7 protein-coding genes are annotated in these 21,297 nt (G+C 39.3%); 1 reads left to right on the forward strand and 6 read right to left on the reverse strand.

Going from position 1 to position 21,297, the window contains the following annotated elements:
- Positions 1-18 precede the first annotated feature (18 nt).
- Positions 19-861: a pseudouridine synthase gene (locus tag SJY09_RS16015; RefSeq protein ID WP_396636710.1), complete on the forward strand. Its 843-nt coding sequence runs from the start codon at positions 19-21 to the stop codon at positions 859-861.
- Positions 862-884: 23 nt separating this feature from the next.
- On the opposite strand, the gene SJY09_RS16020 is transcribed toward SJY09_RS16015, so the two are convergent.
- From SJY09_RS16020 to SJY09_RS16045, 6 genes are all read right to left on the reverse strand, one after another.
- A complete protein-coding gene (locus SJY09_RS16020) occupies positions 885-2,474 on the reverse strand; it encodes a M1 family metallopeptidase (protein ID WP_396636711.1) in 1,590 nt (529 codons plus the stop codon).
- 69 nt (positions 2,475-2,543) lie between these two features.
- Entirely contained in the window at positions 2,544-3,473 is a 930-nt protein-coding gene (locus SJY09_RS16025) for a PorP/SprF family type IX secretion system membrane protein (RefSeq protein WP_396636712.1), read from the reverse strand.
- Between the two features lie 4 nt (positions 3,474-3,477).
- Complete coding sequence (locus SJY09_RS16030) at positions 3,478-10,188, reverse strand: gliding motility-associated C-terminal domain-containing protein (protein ID WP_396636713.1); 6,711 nt, start codon at positions 10,186-10,188, stop codon at positions 3,478-3,480.
- A gap of 268 nt (positions 10,189-10,456) precedes the next feature.
- Entirely contained in the window at positions 10,457-11,386 is a 930-nt protein-coding gene (locus SJY09_RS16035) for a PorP/SprF family type IX secretion system membrane protein (protein ID WP_396636712.1), read from the reverse strand.
- A gap of 4 nt (positions 11,387-11,390) precedes the next feature.
- On the reverse strand, positions 11,391-19,316 hold the full coding sequence (locus SJY09_RS16040; protein WP_396636714.1) for a BspA family leucine-rich repeat surface protein: 7,926 nt from the start codon (positions 19,314-19,316) through the stop codon (positions 11,391-11,393).
- Between the two features lie 281 nt (positions 19,317-19,597).
- A complete protein-coding gene (locus SJY09_RS16045; protein ID WP_396636715.1) occupies positions 19,598-21,265 on the reverse strand; it encodes a helix-turn-helix domain-containing protein in 1,668 nt (555 codons plus the stop codon).
- Positions 21,266-21,297: the final 32 nt, after the last annotated feature.

The following is a 21,297-nucleotide window of genomic DNA, read 5'->3' on the forward strand; positions in this document are numbered from 1 at the left end:
TGCAACTAAATTCGTATCATGAGCAGGGAAAATTCTAATAAGGGTAAAAGGTCATCTGGAAGACCAAGCGGAAATTTTAAAAAAAAAGGATACGCTAGGGGAAATGCACCAGTAAAAAAGACGACGGCTCCTAAGCAACCTTCTGACCCCAATTCCATAAGACTTAATAAATATGTGGCGAACTCGGGTGTCTGCTCACGTAGAGATGCAGATATTTATATAGCCGCAGGTAATATTACCGTTAATGGCAAGCCTATTACCGAAATGGGTTATAAAGTGAAGCTAGATGATGAGGTAAAGTTCGATGGTCGCTTATTGAATCCCGTGAAAAAAGAGTATGTACTGCTCAATAAACCAAAGGATTTTTCTACTACTATCCGAGATGAAAAAGGCAAACGCCATGTTTCTGGATTAATATCAAACGCTTCTAAATCCAAACTGCTACCCGTTGACAAATTGGATAAAGAACATACCGGTCTATTGGTCTTTACCAATGACGGGGATTTAAAGAAAAGATTAAAGAGCCCTATAAATGGACTGCGAAAAATATATCATATTGTTTTGGATAGAGATTTGCGAAGTGCGGACCTAAAGAAAATTCAAGAAGGAGTAACTGTTGAAGATAAAGTAGTTCGTGTACAGGATATTAGTTTTATAACTAATGCTCCTAAACGTGAGGTAGGCTTAGAAATTTTTAGTTCTAGAGGTAAAATTATAGAACGACTTTTTGAGGAACTAGACTATAAAGTAGTTAAGTTAGACCGTGTCGTTTATGGCGGACTTACAAAAAAAGACCTACCTAGAGGACACTGGCGTTTTCTTACGGAACAAGAGTTAGTGAACCTAAAAATGATAAAGTAAATCCTTTTAAAAGGTATTAAGCATCATTTTTCTTCAAAAAGCAACCACAAATTTGGGTCTAAATAAACGGCGTTAGGTTTTTTGGCTAAGGGAATTTCAAAATCCTCTTTTGATTTTGTAACCTGAAGTGTTTCTATTTTGGTGTCATCGCCATTGGTGACACCAATTTCTAGTGGAAAATTAAAGCTGTGATGCTCTTGTAGCTGATGTATACTTAGTTTCAATTTTCCATTGGTATAGCTCCAGTCTAACTTAAGCTCTGGATATCCTTTAGTAAAAATCCACTGTTTAAAAAAAACGGATAAGTCCACTCCTGAAACCGCTTCCATAGTTTTTTGAAAATCAGCAGTCATCGCATTTGAATTACGATATTTTTTATAGTATGCTTGAATGCCCTTCCAGAAAACGTCATCACCTAGTTTATGTCGCAGCATATGTAATACCCATCCTCCTTTTTGATAGGTGTTTGTGCTTAATACTTTTAAAGGGTCTTTAATAGAGGGGTCAACAATGGGCGATGGATTCTTTTGATAATATTCAATTATCTGTTTCCTATCCAAGGCAAGTTCTTTTTTACGTTTTTCATCGCCATAAACCGATTCCTGATACAGTATTGCGAAATAGGTCGCAAAGCCTTCACTAAGCCAAACGTGGTTCCAATCGTTTTCACTTGCAGAATTACCGAACCACTGGTGGGCTACTTCGTGAGCTATGAGTCCTTCTACTTCATTTTTACCCGTAACCGAGTTTTCAAAATAGGCAATATTACCAGCATTTTCTAAGCCGCCCCATTGAGTTTTTGCCTGCATATTGGCAAGTTTCGCATAAGAGTAGGGTCCTATGTTGTCAATAAAATATTTCAGAACTTTAGAGGCTACCGCATAATCGTTAAAACCATCCAATCTGTTTTCTGGATATACCCAAGCGGATACGGGAATATCGTACACATCTTCCAGTTGCCTGCTCGCAAATTTAGTAACGCCGATAGTAACTACTTTCATGGCAACTGGTGCGGGCTCCCTGTAAACGGTAAGCTTCATGTCGTCTCCAAGATGACTTTCTTCTATTTTCTCCCCAGTGGCCACCACATCATAATGTTCTGGGGCGGTAATTCTAAATTCTACGGAGGCTTTATCGTAAGGATGGTCTACGGACGGCAGCCAGTGTCTGGCCAGATTAGGCCAATTATCACCGAAAAAAGAGCGTTGTCCAAATTTGGTGGTGTCAATGACGAGTCCTCTTTCAGGAATACCAGCGTAGTTTATGGTAAATGTCCTTTCTTTTTTAGCTGACTTAGCAGGATTTATGTTTATTTTATTATCGATATACGAGTAATCAACTACCCTACCAGCTTCTGAAACTTTGGAAACGGTCATCCCATAATCATTTATTTTAGCAATGAGGTCCAATGCAAATGAACCCTCTTCTAATTGGGTAACAGTTACCGTAGTTTCGCCTGTGATTTTATTGGAGACGTCATTCAATTTAAGGTCAAAAACGTATGACTTTACGTCAACGGACGTATTTCTTTTGTACGTATCTTGTGCAGTACTATTACTAACTATTGTAAGTAGTAGGGCAGCATAGAGAAATTTTGGTAAATAGGTGTTCATTTAAACAGATTCTTTGTCAAGCAATTTAATCAATTTAAATAGTATTCTCTTTTCTTTTGACGGGATAGATTAATCCCTAGCGTATCCCTCTCCAAAGAGATAGCTTAGGACGATACCGTGGGTATTCCCTAGAGGAGAATCGTTTAGGCTAAGATTGTAGTTATAGATGGCCCTAATATTGTTGAAGAGGTAAATCCCGGCCAAAAGGTTTATGGATGAATTTGTTCTGTACCCTGTTCCTATTTCGAACTTGTTCTTAAAACTTACCGCAAGGTTCATGTCTACCTGTAAAGGTGCGCCATTTTCGTATTTTATGAGGACATTAGGTTTTATCATGAGTTCCTCGAACTGGTTGGAGAAGAAACGGTAACCCAGATATCCGTAGTAAGGACTGCTTAAATCCAGGTTTTCATCATTTGAGGCCAGGGCGTCCCCCAGAACATTGGGTGTAGAAAGTCCCACATAAACATTGGCGAGGTTCAATAATATACCTACGCCAACGGTGGGAATGGTAGCGTTGATATCCTGTGCAAAGTTAGGGTCCCCTATAATACCCAATCGGGTAAGGTTGTCCTGGAATTGTTGTACCCCCGGTGATATGGCGAAGGAGAGTGAGTTTGGGGTATAAATCTGCCAATAGGGCCTGTTACTCTTAGTATCGAAGAAAATCTTGTAAGAGTAAGTAGCAAAGGCACTGGTGGAGGTTGTTACGCCAATTTCGTCCCTTATGAGGCCCGCTCCCAGACCTATCTTTCCCCGGTTAAAGGGACTGTGTAGGCTTAACGCAAAACTTCTAGGGCTACCCTCTATCCGGTTAAAGAACCCGGAGTTGCTGAGTGTTATTTCCGCACTAGGGGTGAGTCCTGCGAAGGCGGGGTTTATGAGATAGGGGTTATAGTTGTATTCCGAGAATGTCGGGGTCTGTTGTGCATTTACGGTGCAAAGCCCCATAAGTAGGGTTACCGCTATAAGCGCGATGTTCTTTGATATGTATTTCATGTTTTTATCGCTTTATAACAAGGAATCCCTGTGTTTTTCTAAGGATGGTCTCGCCATCGATTTGGATGTTGAAGAAGTAAGTGCCACTGGGTAGCGCACCTGCGCCCATTTTGGTTTTTTGGTTTGCCTCGCCACGGAATACGTTGCTCTGGTTGTCGTAGTCGTCTATGGTAAAGACCATATCTCCCCATCTGTTGTAAATGGTCACGGTGTTAATTGGGCTGGATTCTATACCATCAATAGACCAAAAATCATTGATGCCGTCTCCGTTTGGGGAAATTCCATAAAGTGTTTCATCTTCCTCTTCTTCCTCGGCAATGATGGTAAAGGATTCTGTGGAACAGCTTTCCGCTATACCAAAAGCATTATAAGGTATTAAAGTTACAAATATAACTTGCCCTTGTGGGAGATCTTGCGCCGGCTCATATGTTGTGATAAGTCCTACATCATTGTTCGCAAGAATTTCTGAGCCACCAGCTGTAGTTCCAATATGAAGCAGATAACCCTCTACCCCGTCAACAGCATCCCAACTTAATAATGTATTAGGTGCTACGTCAATGTCCCCGTTTATGGGAAGATTAAGAACGGTACAAGAAGGGCTTTCTATTATAGCATCTTCTGTGATAAAGCGTTCTTCGGAACATGATAGTGCATTCCCCGCAGTATTATAGGGGGTAATGGATACGAATATTTCCGTATTTGGAGGCAGATCATTAGGCAGATTATAAGATGTTATGTTCCCTAGGTCCAAGTTATCTAAAATGTCGTTTCCTCCTGATGTGGTTCCTAAGGTCAATCGGTAGCCATCTGCCCTATTTGCAACACCCCATGAAATATTGACATCCAGAGCAACGTTCGTCTCTAGGTTAAGTGGGTTGGTCAATGTGGTACAGTCTGGTGACATCAGTGGGGGTACCGTAGTAAAACTTTCTTCGGTACAGTCCAATGCATCACCTGCAGCATTGTAAGGTGTTACCGTAACATAATAGATTACACTCTCAATAAACCCGGGTCCAAAAGTAAAAGTGGTAGTATTACCAACGTCTTCATTATTTGCTAACTCTCCTCCTCCGTTTACGGATCCAACTGTAATCCTATATCCCGTAGCATTTGGAACAGGATTCCAGTTTATGCTGGCATCTAAAGCTACATCCGTTTCTCCATTTAGTGGGGAGGATAGGGTGGTACAGTTAGGCCTGGGTTCACCGGTCACCGTACTAAAATTTTCAACAGAACATCCTATGGCATCCCCCACAGTATTATAGGGTGTAATGGTTACGTAAATTGTAGCGTTGAAGGGTAAATCTGTGGGAAGATTATATGTAGTAAGGTTGCCAACATCAAAATCATTTATAATTTCATTACCGGTAGGAGTGGTTCCTACCGTAATTCTATATCCGCTAGCATTGGCTACTGTAGACCAGCTCAAATCTGTTGTTGTTTCTATCCCTACGGCATTATTTACAGGATTGGTAAGTTCAGTGCAATTAGGAACGGAAAAGCCAACATTGGTGTCGAACTGTTCTTCAAGACAAGCAACGGCCTGTCCAATACTGTTGTAAGGTATAATCGTAACAAAGATTGTTGTTAGTTCTGGTAGATTTGAAGGTGGGTTATAAGTGGTATTGTTTCTGGCATCAAAATTATCCAATATATCGTTTCCGCCGCTTGTTGTGCCTATGGACAAAATGTAACCAGTTGCTTCATTTACTGCATCCCAAGAAATATTGGTATCTACAAAAACACCGGTACTGTTGTTCAGCGGGTCACTTAGGGTAGTACAAGATGGAATATTTAGAGAAGAAATGGTTGTAAAGCTTTCCTCGGTACACCCGATGGCATCACCCGTTGCATTGTAGGGAATTATGGTTACAAAGATTTCAGTGTTTTCCGGTAAATCTGCTGGTAAATCATAAGTAGTATTGTTACCCACGTCGAAATTATCCAAGATATCGTTTCCGCCACTTGTTGTGCCAATGGTCAAGAAATATCCATTCGCATTAGAAATTACTGTCCAGTTGAAATCCGTTGTAATGGATATGTTGGTTGCAGCGTTTAAAGGGGAAACTAGACTTGTACAGTTTGGTATGGTCACCAAAGTTTCCATAGTAAAGCTTTCTTCCGCACATCCATTTGCATCACCTTCGTCATTAAAGGGAACAATGGTCACCGTTACTGTTTCCCCATTATCAAAATTGTTGGTGAAGGGATGCGAAGTTCCGGCAACTACTAAATTGGTTACATCGTTGATATCGCTTGAACTGCCATTTATCGTTATGCGGTAGCCATCGACATTGGTTACAGCTTCCCAAGTAATTTCAGCAAGGTCAGTAGAAACCGTTGTAGCTCCGTTTAAAGGTGAAACAAGATTTGTACAGTTGGGAATGGTAGCAAGTGTTTCTGTTGTGAAACTTTCTTCGTTACAACCCGTTGCATTACCTACGCCGTTATAAGGAATAATTGTTACAAAAATTTCAGTGTTTTCGGGTAAGTCCGTTGGTAAATTGAATGTTGTTCCAGTGACGTCTTCATTATCTAGAATATCGTTGCCTCCAGAAGTTGTGCCAACGGTTACGAAATAACCATCGGCATTAGTTAGGGCTGTCCAAGTTAAATCGGTTAGAATAGAAACATTTGTACTTCCGTTCAGTGGTGTGGTTAAAGCTGTACAATTTGGAATGGTGGCAAGTGTTTCTGTAGTGAAACTTTCTTCTGCGCAACCTGTGGCATTACCTGAGCCATTATATGGAATTATTGTGACGAAGATTTCCGTGTTCTCTGGTAAGTCCGTTGGTAAATCGAATGTTGTTCCAGTGACATTTTCATTATCCAAAATATCGTTGCCTCCTGATGTTGTTCCAACGGTTACGAAATAGCCATTTGCATTGGCTAGGGCTGTCCAAGTCAAATCGGTTATAATCGGAACATTTGTACTTCCGTTCAATGGTGATGTCAATGCTGTACAATTCGGAATTGTGGCTAAGGTTTCTGTGGTAAAGCTTTCTTCTGCGCAACCTGTGGTATTTCCTTGGGCGTTGTAAGGAATTAAAGTCACAAAGATTTCAGTAGATTCTGGAAGATCATTAAGAGGTACGAAGTTTGTTGTATTACCAACATCTTCATTATTTAGAATATCTGTTCCTCCTGGAGTCGTTCCAATAGATAATAAATAGCCTTCAGCTGTAGCTGATGCTAACCAATTTATATCTGTTTCTAATGAAACACCTGTTTCTCCATTAAGTGGTGAGGTAAGCTCTGTACAGTCTGGGGTTGTTGCCAAGGTTTCAGTAGTGAAACTTTCTTCAACACATCCCGTGGCATTACCTGCGCCATTATAAGGAATTATGGTAACGAAGATTTCCGTGTTTTCTGGTAAGTCCGTTGGTAAATCAAATGTTGTTCCAGTGACATTTTCATTATCTAAAATATCACTACCTCCTGATGTTGTGCCTACGGTTACAAAATAGCCATCGGCATTGGTTAGGGCTGTCCAAGTCAAATCGGTTAGAATAGAAACATTTGTACTTCCGTTCAGTGGTGTGGTTAAAGCTGTACAATTTGGAATGGTTGCCAAGGTTTCAGTAGTAAAGCTTTCTTCTGCACATCCTGTTGCGAAGCCTACATCGTTGTATGGAATAATTGTTACAAAAATCTCTGTGTTTTCTGGTAAATCTGATAGGAAATCATAGGTAAGAACATTGTTAACATTTACACTATCTAAAATTTCAGCACCACCAGGCGTTGTGCCAACAGATAAAACATAGCCAGTGGCATCAGCAATTTCGGCCCAATTTATATTTGTGGTAACCGGAACATTATTAGTTCCATCATTAGGATTATCTATAGAAGTACAACCTGGTACTGTTGGCAAAGTTTCCGTTGTAAAACTTTCCTCAGCACATCCAATGGCATTACCCTCTGAATTATATGGCACTATGCTGACAAAAATTTCGGTATTTTCTGGAAAATCAGGTAAACTAACGGATGTATTGATACCTAAATTGATATTATCAAAAATATCAGTACCACCAGATGTGGTTCCTATAGTTACACGGTAACCATCAGCTCCAACTGCTGAATTCCAACTTAAGTCAGAGGTTACAGGTACATCTGTATCACCATTCAAAGGCATTGAAATTGTAGTGCAATTTGGTTCTGTTACTAGTGTTTCGGTAGTAAAGCTTTCGCTTACACAACCAATAGCATTACCAAATTCGTTAAAAGGGATAATCCTAACAAAAATTTCTGAGTTAAAAGGTAAGTCGTTTGGTAAATCGTAAGTTGTTCTATTTTCTAACGTAATATTTAATAGGTCGAAACTACCTAAGGCTGTTCCTACCCTAAGGATATAACCTGTGGCATCTGGTATGGCATTCCAAGTTAAATTAGTATCTACAGACACGTTAGTAGTATTGTTTAAAGGTGCAGTTAGAGCGGTACAACTACTAGGCACGGTTTCCGTAAAAAAACTTTCACTAACACAACCTACTGCATTCCCAATACCATTAAAGGGTATAATCCTTACAAATATTTCAGCACTATCTGGCAAATCACTAGGTAAATTATAGCTTGTAACACTACCTGTTAAAGTTTCATTAACTAAATCGAAACTACCGAGTGTTGTTCCAACTCGTAAAATATAACCTGTGGCATCAGGATCTGCCGTCCATCTTAAATTAGTGTCTGTTGATACGTCAGTATCTCCATCAGCGGGAAGTATCAAAGTTGTACATAACGGCCTTTCAGGTACAGAACAAGTTGCTCTGGCAGGTTCTTGTAATTCATAAGCCCCCATATCTATTGAGGTTTCAAAAATTCTTAAATTATTTAGTAAATCAGTTGAGACATTACTATAGCTATTACGACCTTCATTTATGGTAGGTGAACAGTCTTGCATTCTAAAATCAAATGCATTAGGATTTACAAAAATGGGTGTATTTTCAACAACAGTACCATTTAAATTACCAACACCTGGAAAGTTTTCTCCTTTTACTAACGAATGCTGAATTACTAAATTAGATGTTGACCCTGTAAGCGCACTTTGAGCTAAGTTGCTGCCGGACCACAATACCGAATTGCGCAGGGTTGAAGGTAAATCGTCATTAAAATTTACGTTTACATTTACATCATTAAAATTAGATGCTGAAAATGTACTATTAACGATATTCAAAGATACATCGCCGGAAGAAGTATTAAGCCTGTGGGAACCACTGTTAAGTTCGGATATGAAAACTGAGTTTTCTATTGTGGCATTAGTATTAAGAAGTGAGAAAAATATTCTTCCAGAAGAATTACCACGGTAATTTTCATTTGTAAACTTTGAATTGGTAATATTAAAGAAAACACTAACAGTTTCTTCAGTATAGGAATTGTTACTTGATTCTAAATTTGAAAAACTGGAAATAGAAAACCGACCGAAAGTATTTGCGGAAAATCTATTGCGTTCAAATGTTACACTTGATTGCGGAACTTGGCCCCTTAGTTCGAAAATAAAATCTGATAGTACATGATTTTCAAAAACATTATTGGTAATTGAAGCATTGTTCAGGATTGTTATTGGACTTTCTAAAACGTTATTATCAAAAGTACAATTGTTTATAGTTAGATCAACAATGTTTTGAATTCGTAAAAGATTCTCTATAGAGCCTACAGCATCATTATTACGAAATTCACAGTTGTCAAGGATAAGACTTATGCCTGCACCAAAATCCCTAACCCCGAAAATACGTGCTTGAGAGCCCTGAACAAAGTTATCGTTGAACTTACAATTTCTAGCAGTAACGTTGGCGTTTCTGGCATCTATAACCCCATACGGAAATGGTCCAGTTGCTGTATTATCAGAAATATTAGTATTTTCTATAATAACACTACCACCTAAAACTGATAGATTAACTGCATTCTGACCAGTATTATTAGAGAAGTTAGAATCCTTTATAAACAGCGTGCCATTGTCGTTATTATAACTTAAAATAGAGCCAGTTGGTTGATTGTTGTTTTCAGCATTAAGATTAATAATGTTTGCATTTGGACCGCGTAAAGTAATAGATGTACCATCAGATGTAGAATTTAATATTGAGCAGTTAACCATGGCTATATTTAAAACCTGATCATCTGCTGATAAAGCCCTACCTGAGCTATTTTCAAAAATAGAATTAGATATAGTTATTGAATTGACAATATCTAATGTTGCAGAAATACTTGTTCCAGAACTATCAGAAAACAGACAATTTGTAACTGCTAAAGCTGATATAGAATCGTCAACTCTGATATCATTAATTATTGAACCAAAAAATTCTACTTGATCTACTGCTATACTGGAATCTGTGGCAATTCCTGTTCTAAAGTTTGATAATCTGAAACCTTGAAACAAGGTTTCAGAGTCAATAGCAACATCAAAAACTCCAGATAATAGATCACCTTGAATCTGAGTTATATTTACATTTATATCTTGCGGACCACCGCCTTGAGGATATCCACCTCTTATCGTCAGTGGTATGATGATATCAATTTCGTCTACTGGTTGGTAAATTCCTGCTGCAATTAGAATAATATCATTAGCAGATGCCGCATCAACAGCACTTTGTATATCTTGAAAAGCTAACGCCCAGGTGGAACCATCACCACCTGCCGGGGCAGATTGGTCCACAAAAATGTTTGCCGCATGGGAAGAAACATTAAAAAAGAGAAAAAACAGGGGGAGTAGTAATTTGTTCATTCGAATGGCAGTCTGGTTAACGCTTAAATTTAACGTAATGTTAAAAGCTAATATTGCTTAAAAAGTACCACTCAAAGGAGTGAGACCATCTTATAAGTTAAATCTTTTGTGAACAGAAAATAATTAATAGGATTTTAGCTACAAAAATGTATTATTGACAGTAATGATTACTTTGTACGTCTTCACAATCGAAATCGCTAAGAATTATCTCCTGCTCAAAACTAGCCAATAGTTACCTGTTTTATACCCCCCTAAACAGTGAAAAATTCTAATCCCTAGCGTATCCCTCTCCAAAGAGATAGCTTAGGACGATACCGTGGGTATTCCCTAGAGGAGAATCGTTTAGGCTAAGATTGTAGTTATAGATGGCCCTAATATTGTTGAAGAGGTAAATCCCGGCCAAAAGGTTTATGGATGAATTTGTTCTGTACCCTGTTCCTATTTCGAACTTGTTCTTAAAACTTACCGCAAGGTTCATGTCTACCTGTAAAGGTGCGCCATTTTCGTATTTTATGAGGACATTAGGTTTTATCATGAGTTCCTCGAACTGGTTGGAGAAGAAACGGTAACCCAGATATCCGTAGTAAGGACTGCTTAAATCCAGGTTTTCATCATTTGAGGCCAGGGCGTCCCCCAGAACATTGGGTGTAGAAAGTCCCACATAAACATTGGCGAGGTTCAATAATATACCTACGCCAACGGTGGGAATGGTAGCGTTGATATCCTGTGCAAAGTTAGGGTCCCCTATAATACCCAATCGGGTAAGGTTGTCCTGGAATTGTTGTACCCCCGGTGATATGGCGAAGGAGAGTGAGTTTGGGGTATAAATCTGCCAATAGGGCCTGTTACTCTTAGTATCGAAGAAAATCTTGTAAGAGTAAGTAGCAAAGGCACTGGTGGAGGTTGTTACGCCAATTTCGTCCCTTATGAGGCCCGCTCCCAGACCTATCTTTCCCCGGTTAAAGGGACTGTGTAGGCTTAACGCAAAACTTCTAGGGCTACCCTCTATCCGGTTAAAGAACCCGGAGTTGCTGAGTGTTATTTCCGCACTAGGGGTGAGTCCTGCGAAGGCGGGGTTTATGAGATAGGGGTTATAGTTGTATTCCGAGAATGTCGGGGTCTGTTGTGCATTTACGGTGCAAAGCCCCATAAGTAGGGTTACCGCTATAAGCGCGATGTTCTTTGATATGTATTTCATGTTTTTATCGCTTTATAACAAGGAATCCCTGTGTTTTTCTAAGGATGGTCTCGCCATCGATTTGGATGTTGAAGAAGTAAGTGCCACTGGGTAGCGCACCTGCGCCCATTTTGGTTTTTTGGTTTGCCTCGCCACGGAATACGTTGCTCTGGTTGTCGTAGTCGTCTATGGTAAAGACCATATCTCCCCATCTGTTGTAAATGGTCACGGTGTTTTGTGGGTAATATTCAATATTTTCAATTTGCCAATGGTCGTTTATACCATCTCCGTTCGGGGAAAAACCATATTTTGTTTCATCCTCTGGAATAAGGGTTGTAAACGATTGTTGTTCACATCCCGCAGCATCACCTGCTGAATTATATGTAGTGATAGTGACAAAAATCTCCGTATCGAAAGGAAATTCTTCGCTATGGGTATAACTTGTAGCTAGACCAAGGTCTAGGTTGTTAACGATATCATTTCCTCCTGCGGTGGTTCCAATAGAAATTCGGTAACCATCCGTCTTTTCAACTTCATCCCAATTTATCGCACTTTCTAAAGGTACATTGTCATCGCCATTTGCAGGGCTAGAGAGCACCGCACAATCAGGTGCTATAACCTCTGTTTCAAAACTTTCTGAACTACATCCTACTGCTTCACCTGAGGTATTGTAAGGAACAATGGTTACATAGATTACTGACTCTGACGGTAAATCGTTGCCGAAGGTATAGCTTGTTAGGGAGGCTGTATCCTCGTTGTTTACGATATCTGTTCCATTTGGAGAAGTGCCAACGGAAATTCGGTATCCATCTGCATCGAAACTAGGATTCCAAGAAACATCTGTCATCACGGAAACTTGTCCTGCATTGTTCAATGGTGCTATAAGATTCGTACATGTTGGTATTGGTCTTATGGTAAAGCTTTCTGTTGTACAGCCTATTGCATCACCCACTTCATTGAAAGGGGTAATGGTTACTGTTACCACTTCTCCTTGTGTAAAATCATTAGGGAAAACATAGGTGGTTTCCGTAAGTTCAAAGTCGGTAACATTATTTATGGTTGTATTACTTCCACTTATTGTTAATTTATAACCAGTAGCATCTGCCACCGCATTCCAAGCAATATCCCTAGCTAGGGCAACAACATCCCCATCTGCCGGTGAAATGAGGTTTGTACATAATGGAATGGATTTTATGGTAAAACTTTCCGAAGCACAACCAATAGCATCGCCTGCTTCATTGTATGGGGTAATGGTAACGGTGACTGTCTCGCCTTGTTCAAAATCACCGGGAACATCCAAAGTAGTTCCGGCAACATCATAAGTTTGGTCATTAACGGTGCTTACACTAGCATTGACCGTAACACGATACCCATCTGCGTCGGCTACCGCATTCCAACTAATATCCGTGTCTACTGGTACTCCAATAGCGTTATTGGTAGGTGCCGCAAGACTAGTACAGGAAGGCACTGATTTTATGGTAAAACTTTCCGCGGTGCAACCCATGGCCTCACCCACTTCGTTGTAAGGAACAATAGTTACCGTTACGGTTTCTCCTTGCTCAAAACCATTTAAGAAATTATAACTGTTTCCTGTTGTTACATCAAAAGTCCCGTTATTGGCTGTACTTACACTTGCATTTGTTGTAATAAGATATCCAGTCGCATCGCTTACCGCATTCCAAGTGATGTCTGCATTAACTGCCACATCAATTGCACCATTGGTTGGAACACTTAGGGTTGTACATTCAGGTACAGGTTTTATAGTAAAACTTTCCGAAGAACAATTGATTGCATCACCACTCTCGTTATAAGGCACAATGGTGATAGTAACCGTTTCGCCTTGCTCAAAGTTATTGGAGAAATCATAGGTGTTACCGGACGTAATCAACTCGTCCGTGAAATTGTTAGCTGTGCTAGAACTGCCTAGAACGGTCAGTTTATAGCCAATTGCATCACCAACTATGGTCCATGATATATTGGTGTCTACAGCTACATCAATAGCTCCATTGCTAGGTGTAATTAAGCTACTACACCCAGGAACGGGTCTTATGGTAATGGCCTCCGCCGTACAGCCAATGGCATCACCTTGGTCGTTGTAGGGTATAATAGTAATATCTACTGTTTCGCCTGGCTCAAAGTCGTTGGTAAAGGTGTATGTGGTACTTGCTGAAATGTCTAGTTCGGTCACATTGTTGGCAGTGCTATTACTTGCCAAAACGCTTAATTTATAACCATCGGCACCTGTACTTGCATTCCATTCAATGGTCGGTTGCAGTGGCACATCGGTTAAGGCACTTAAAAGCGTTGTGCAGTTTGGTACTGGTGGCGGAACAATACTAAAACTTTCCGAGGTACAACCTACGGCATTCCCAATAGCGTTACTGGGCACAATGGTTACCGTAACTACATCACCTCGTTCAAAGTTGTTAGTAAAATTATAAGTAGTACCTGAGGTCACTTCAAAGGTGCCATTATTGGCCGTACTTATTGATGCTGCAATGGTAACAAAGTAGCGATCGGTATTTGCACTTGGGTTCCAACGGATGCTAGCAACATCTACAGGAACATTTGTTTCAGAGTTTGCAGGAGCTATCAGTGTAGTGCATAAGGGAGCACCATCTGTCATAAAACTTTGTTCCGTACAACCTGTGGCATCACCGTTGATATTATAAGCTGTAATATTCACATAAATCATAGTACTTTCAGGTAGGTCAGCGGCCAAATCATGTAAGGTGGTATCACCTAGGTCGTCCGAAAATATATCGATACCACCGCTAGAGGTGCCTACGGTTAAACGATAACCATCTGCGGAGCCAGAACTGTTCCAGCTTAAGTTCGTGTCCAATGCTACGGCTGTTGCACCGTTGGCGGGAGCATTTAAAAGAACACAAGATGGTGGGCTAGAGTTATTTCCTGTGGTGAATGTTTCTTCAATACAACCCGTAGCATCACCCTCATCGTTATAGGGAATTATCGTTACATAATGTAGCCTGTCTTCTTGTAGATCAGCTGGAATGTCATAGAACGTATCACTGCCAACATCAATGTTATTGGCAACTTCGATACCACCTGAAGTTGTTCCAACTGTTACTAAATATCCCGTGGCATTAGGTACGGCTGTCCAGCTTAAATTGGTGTCAATGGCTACATCCGAATCATTATTTGCAGGATTTATTAAATTGGTACAAGTTGGTGGAACCGGAATCAGCTCGGTGTCAAAACGTTCTTCGGTGCAACCAATCGCATCACCTTCATTATTATAGGGTGTTATGGTAATAAAAATGTCACTGTCTTCAGGAAGGTCAGCAGAAAACTCATAGGTTAAAGCATTGCCAACATCTTCGTTATCCACTAAATCATTACCTCCAGATGTTGTTGCCACTGTTAATCGATACCCGTCTGCGTTTGAAATAGGTTCCCAACTTAAATCAGAAGTTACTACTACGTCAGTAGCATTGTTAAGAGGCTGGGTTAAACTTGTACATTCTGGAATAGTCGCAGGGTCAGCAGAAATTGTAAAACTCTCTTCTGTACAGGGTCCAACGGCATCACCTTCGTCATTAAAAGGAATCAGGGTTACGTAGACCACATCACCCGTGTTAAAATCAGCCGCAAATTCATATGATGTTTCATTGGTGATGGTTTCGTTATCCACTACATCATTCCCACCAGGACTAGTTCCTACAGTTAAACGATATCCTCTTGCATATTGCGCAGGGTCCCATGTAATATTGGTATTTACAGGGACATCTGTATCAGCGTTTAAAGGAGAGCTTAATTGTGTACACACTGGAATAGGGCAATCCCTTATGTCACCATCAAAAGTCCAACCAAATGTATCGATCATCGACTGTCTTTCTTCAACCGCATCGCAATAAGGCAAACCAGTGGCCCCAAGTGTAATTCCACTGGTCAAAGTTTGTTCTGACCAGGCAATTAGCGTATTGTCGTAGTTTTCTCTTGAAAGTGCAGTATCGTCTAGCATATCTCGCATATCGGTAACTCCACTTACATCCCAATCACCTAAATTCTGGTTGAAGGCTGTTGCGTTGTAAAAAGCTGAGCGCATGCTTACATTTCCTATATTCCATAAGTTCATGGCTTGGTTGTAAGTCGTCGCTTCTCTGAACATATAGTCCATATCAGTAACACCAGATACGCGCCAGTTGTTTAAACTTTGGTTAAATTCGGAAGCTTCGTTAAACATGTATTCCATTGTGGTTACACCTCTAACGTTCCATGCACCAATATCGGCGTTAAATGAGGTTGCGCCGTTGAACATATCTTTCATGGTTGTTACAGATGCCACGTTCCAAGAACTTAAGGGTTGATTGAAGGCGGTCGCATCTTCAAACATACCTTCCATAGTTGTTACAAAAGATGTGTTCCAAGAGTCTAATTCTTGGTTGAAAGCTGTTGCTCCATGGAACATGTCAGCCATGGTCAAGGCTTCTCCAGTATTCCAATTATTCAATGGTTCGTTAAATACCTCGGCATCTTTGAACATAGCCTCAAAATTTGTAACCACAGCTACATTCCAGTTATTGAGGGGTTGGTTAAAAAGAGATGCACTTTCAAACATAGATTCCATTAAAGTAACAGAGCTTACATTCCAAGTATTTAAGGGTTGATTAAATACCGAAGCATCTTCGAACATACTGAGTGTTGTTGCGACGGCGCTAACATCCCAATTGTTCAAAGGTTGGTCAAAGACTTCTGCTCCTCGGAACATGCTAGACATATTTACTACGGAATTCACATCCCAACTGTTTAAAGGTTGGTTAAATGCGGATGCATAGCTAAACATAGAGGCCATAGTAGTCACATTAGTAACATTCCAGCTATCTATATTCTGATTAAAACTAGTAGTTGAACTGAACATACTTGACATGTTGTTGACCGAACTTACATTCCAGTTATTCAAAGGTTGATTAAATGCTTCGGCACTTCTGAACATGGAACTCATGTTGGTTACTGAGGAGACATCCCAAGAATTTAAAGGTTGATTGAAGACAGTAGCTGAGCTAAACATGCTGGCGGTACTGGTTACATTTGCTACATTCCAATTATCTATATTTTGGTTGAAAGCTTCGGCGCGGTTAAACATGGAAGCCATATTTTCAACATTTTCAACGTTCCAATTATTTAATGGTTGGTTAAATTCGTCGGTGGATTCAAACATTTGAGACATGTTGATAACGCTACTGACGTCCCAATTGTTCAATGGCTGATTGAATACGGTTGCTTGCCTAAACATTCTAGCAATGTCCGTTACGCTACCGGTATCCCAACTATTAATATTTTGATTAAACTCGGAAGCTCCTGCAAACATGAAGTTCATATTGGTGACGTTGCTTACATCCCAAGTGTCTAGTGGTTGGTTGAATATTGAGGCAACACCGAACATACCATACATATTTGTAACATTGCTTACATCCCAATTGTTTATAGCACCGTTAAATAAAGGGCAAACAATGAACATGCTGCCCATATTCTCAACATTAGTCAGATTAGGAACGTCGGTCGCATTATATTCCATGTTTTCGCAGCCTGCAAAAGCGTTGTACATACTTTCCCAAACTTGTGTTCCCCATTGGTCAATAGACAATAATTTGTACGCATCGCCGCTAGACTGATTATGTCTTGGGCTTGGGAAGGTTCCGATAATACTTACCGTGTAGATACCTGGTGTTAAATAAGTGTGTGTAATATTGCCAGTTACGTTATTGTCGTATTGTCCATCTCCCCAATCAATATTATAATCATAAGTAAAACCAGATTGTGTTTGAATCAAAAGTTGATTTGCTGGGGTCGTTGTAGTTCCTTCCTGTAATGTGGTGTCGTAAGTTAATTTAAAGGCATCCGGACTATTTACCCAACTTTCAACCACCGTAAAGCTTATTTCTTGACATCCGGTAGCAGGACCATCACCGTTGTAAGGGACAACAGTTACATAAACAATGTCTCCAGTATCAAATTCATTAGAGAAACCCAAACCGACAACATTACCTACATCATAATTATTTGCAGGATTACCATCTATATTGACATAGCTTCTTACACCTCCTCGTTCGATTTCCAAAGTAATATAATAACCTGTAGCATTAGGCGCGGGATCCCAACGAATATCACTATTTGCGGGAGTGGCCGTATCACTTGCGTGGGGCATGGTAATAGTAGTACATAAAACATAAGAACAGTTCACACTATCTCCAGTAATGTTCCAACCATCATCGTCTATTAAACTTTGTCTTTGGGGCAATGCATCACAGTATTGAAGACCAGTTGCGCCTAAATTGATTCCTGAGTCTACGGTTTGACCAGACCATCCGATAAGCGTATTGTCATAATTTTCTTGTGAAAGTCCACTATTGGATAGCATATTGTTCATGTTGGTAACCGCAGAAATATCCCAAGGACTCAAATCTTGGTCGAAGGAAGTTGCTTGGTTAAAAACACCGGACATATTAGTAATTGATCCAGTATTCCATCCACTTATATCTTGATTAAAAGACGAAGCCTGACTAAATAGGTTGGAAAAATTTGAAACGTTAGTAAGATTCCATGTAGGTAAGGGTTGATTAAAGTCTTGTGCCCTGCTAAACATTGATGAAATATTTTCTACATTGGTCATATTCCAATTATCCAAAGGCTGATTAAAAGCTTGGGCTCTACTAAACATAGTTGACATATTGGTAACATTACCTACGTTCCAAGAACTTATGTTTTGATTAAATACAGGCGTTTCGCTGAACATACCCTGCATATTGGTAACGTTGCTAACGTTCCACCCACTTATATCTTGATTAAAGGCAGAGTTGTCTCTAAACATATAGCTCATATTGGTCACATTACTTACATCCCAATTATTGAGAGGAAGATTGTAGACTTGGTCCCAATAAAACCCATCAAAAACACTAGCCATATTCGTCACATTACTAACATTCCAATTATTTAGGGGTTGATTAAAAGTCCTATTTCTTTGAAACATGGCTGAGATATCCGTAACTGAAGATACGTTCCAATTACCGATAGGTTGATTAAAACGTGAACTATTAAACATGCCTGACATATTGGTGACATTGCTAACGTTCCAATTTGCAATAGGTTGGTTAAAGTCCGAACTATAGAACATGCTGCGCATGTTTGTCACATTACTTACATTCCAATTGTTTAAAGGAAAGTTGAACCTATTTGCATAATGGAACATACTGGACATATCAGTAACTTGAGTAACGTTCCAATTATTGATATTTTGATTGAAATCACTTGCGTAATAAAACATTGAGGACATATCGGTCACAGAGGCCGTGTTCCAGTTATCCAAGGGTTCATTAAAATCTTGTGCATAGTAAAATGTCTCGGACATTTTGGTGATTGCTGCGGTGTTCCAAGTATCTAGAGGTCTATTGAAAATTCTCGCATTATAGAACAAGCCTGAAATGTCTGTGATGTTGCTAATATCCCAATTATTAACAATTCCGTTAAAGCTGAGACAATCCCTAAACATGTTCTGTAACGTAGTTACTTGGGAAAGGTCTGGCGCATTAATGGCATCAAAATTTAAATTTTCACATCCGAAGAAAGCATTTTCCATGCTTTGCCATTGAATAGTGCCCCAGTCCAAAATTTCAATAATTTTTAGTTTATCACCTGTATTTTCATCATTAAAATAAATCGCTGGAAAATCGCCGCTAATTGAAATAGTATAAGTACCTGGTGCGGCATAGGTATGTGTGATATCGCCATTCACATTATTGTCGATAGCCCCATCGCCCCATTCTACGGTATAGTTGTAAGAAGTAAAACCTGGGTTTGTCGGTATAGTAACTTCGTTGTTTGCAGGAGACTGCGTACTAGTATTGTTAGTATTCCAAATAGATGTAAAGGACTGCGAGAAAATGGCCGTTCCTTGGATTAGGAAAAGTAAAAAGAGTAATTTTTTAAGCATTTCTATTAGTTTGGGGTTCTTTTTCAACGGTACATCAAACCAATTATTCTATACTACGGTTTGATTCGATTTTATTTGTTGTAAAACTATCTTTAACAAGGGTGAGACGCTACACGGTAAACCGTGAAAAGGTCTAAAAATGATGATATCTGTTTTTAGAATAAGTCTAAGAACAAATGCAACATTCCAGTATCTAACGAAGTATAAAGACGGAATAGTATAAGAGAACGTACCACTCGCCCGAGTGGCACTTGATTTTACCTAAAAGCTTGTTTTAAGGGCTATGACTGGACTTTTTTTCGATATTCGGATGGAGTCAGTCCGGTATGGGTTTTAAAAACTCTGTTGAAAGAAGTCTTACTTTTAAAGCCAGCATCAAAAGCAAAGGCTAAAATTTTAAACTCTTTGGTGGTGTCATTATCCATAAGTTTCTGTGCTTCTAAAACTCTATAGGAGTTAACGAAATTATAGAAATTCTGATTAAAGCCACTATTGAGCACTTCCGATAAATGATGACTGCTAATGCCCAACTGCTCAGCGAGGTCAGACTGGGATAAATCATTATTTAGATAAGGTTTTTCCGCTTCCATATGATTTAAAAGCTGTGCTTTATACCTCACAAAATCCTCTTCCGTTAGTGACGAATTCTTATAGACAGATACTTTCGTCTGAAAAGATCCAACTTGGTCTGAATTGGTATTCTGATTTTCATTTTGATAGTTATCCCTAAGAGCAGAGAATTGTTCTTGCAATAAAAGCTGTTCTCTTTGATACTTCTTTTTATTCAGAAAGAAAGAAAAAGAGACAATTCCTAAAATACAGGCAAATGCTATGCTCCATAGAAGTAGCCTATTCTTGTTCTCAAGTAACCCCGAAATAACGGATTCATTCGATTTTATGATTTCGTCCTTCGAGGCAATGTCTTCTTTCAAATCCATCTTAGTAGCACTCTGGCGATTTTCTAAAATCTTGTTCTGTAGGCCTAAGAATTTTTCATTGGCACTACGTTTATTCTTTGAATCGTTAATTTTTTCATAAGCTAGTGCCAGTTGATTGTAGGCCTTCATTTCAATTTCAAGTAATTCTTTATCTGCCGCTAATTCCTGAGCTTCGTTAAAGTATTTAATAGCATCAGTATTGCTTCCTAGGTGTTGTTCGGCAATTCCCAAGTTTAAAAGTAACCAAGCTCTTTTTTTTGTTGGTTTTTGGGCGTATGGCATGGAAAGTGCATTTTTGATATAGTCTATAGCTTTTTCGTATTCTTTTCGCTTCAAATAAGTATCACTGATATTACTCAACGCTGTTACTATAATAGACTCATTTTCGATATCCTCTCCTAGCTTTTTAGATTTAAAATGATAGGTTAGGGATTTTTCCGTTTCAGCTAGACTTTCGTGATTATTGGCGAGACCATTGTATGCCGCAGCTCTGATTTTTGGATTGTCCTCAAAGTTATCCAACATAGTAAGGACTTCGTTCATGACAGCTATAGCCTTGTCATGTGATTCAATATTGGTATACACATTGCCTAAGTTGACCAGAACAATGATTTTTGTTCTGTAGTCTTCTGGTATGTCTTCGGTCAGGGTCAAGGCATCCCTATATAAACGAATCGATTTATCTTGTTCGCCCCTATTATTGTAAAATACGGCTTGGTTAACCATACCCAAAATCTGATATTTTGACAACCCTTTTTCTTTGGATATTGTAAAAAGAGAATCGCTATAAAGCTTATGACTTTCATAATTTCCATTATTATAAGCCGTTTGAAGCTTATTGAGGTAAAAATTCACTTTTGAAAGGATTAAGGAGTCTTTTCCAGAGGGTTCTTGCAAATGACCATAAGTCATAAAGCAAGACACTAAGAAAACTAGTGACAGGATGCTGCGCATGTATCGGGAAACAATGGTTAGTTCTTTAAATATATGTGGAGAGACTATGAATTCCAAACTTTTTGGTAGTTTACATAAAACTAGAAGTA

Origin of the sequence: Maribacter sp. R77961, assembly GCF_044594925.1 — a bacterium.
In the GTDB taxonomy this organism is placed as follows: domain Bacteria; phylum Bacteroidota; class Bacteroidia; order Flavobacteriales; family Flavobacteriaceae; genus Maribacter.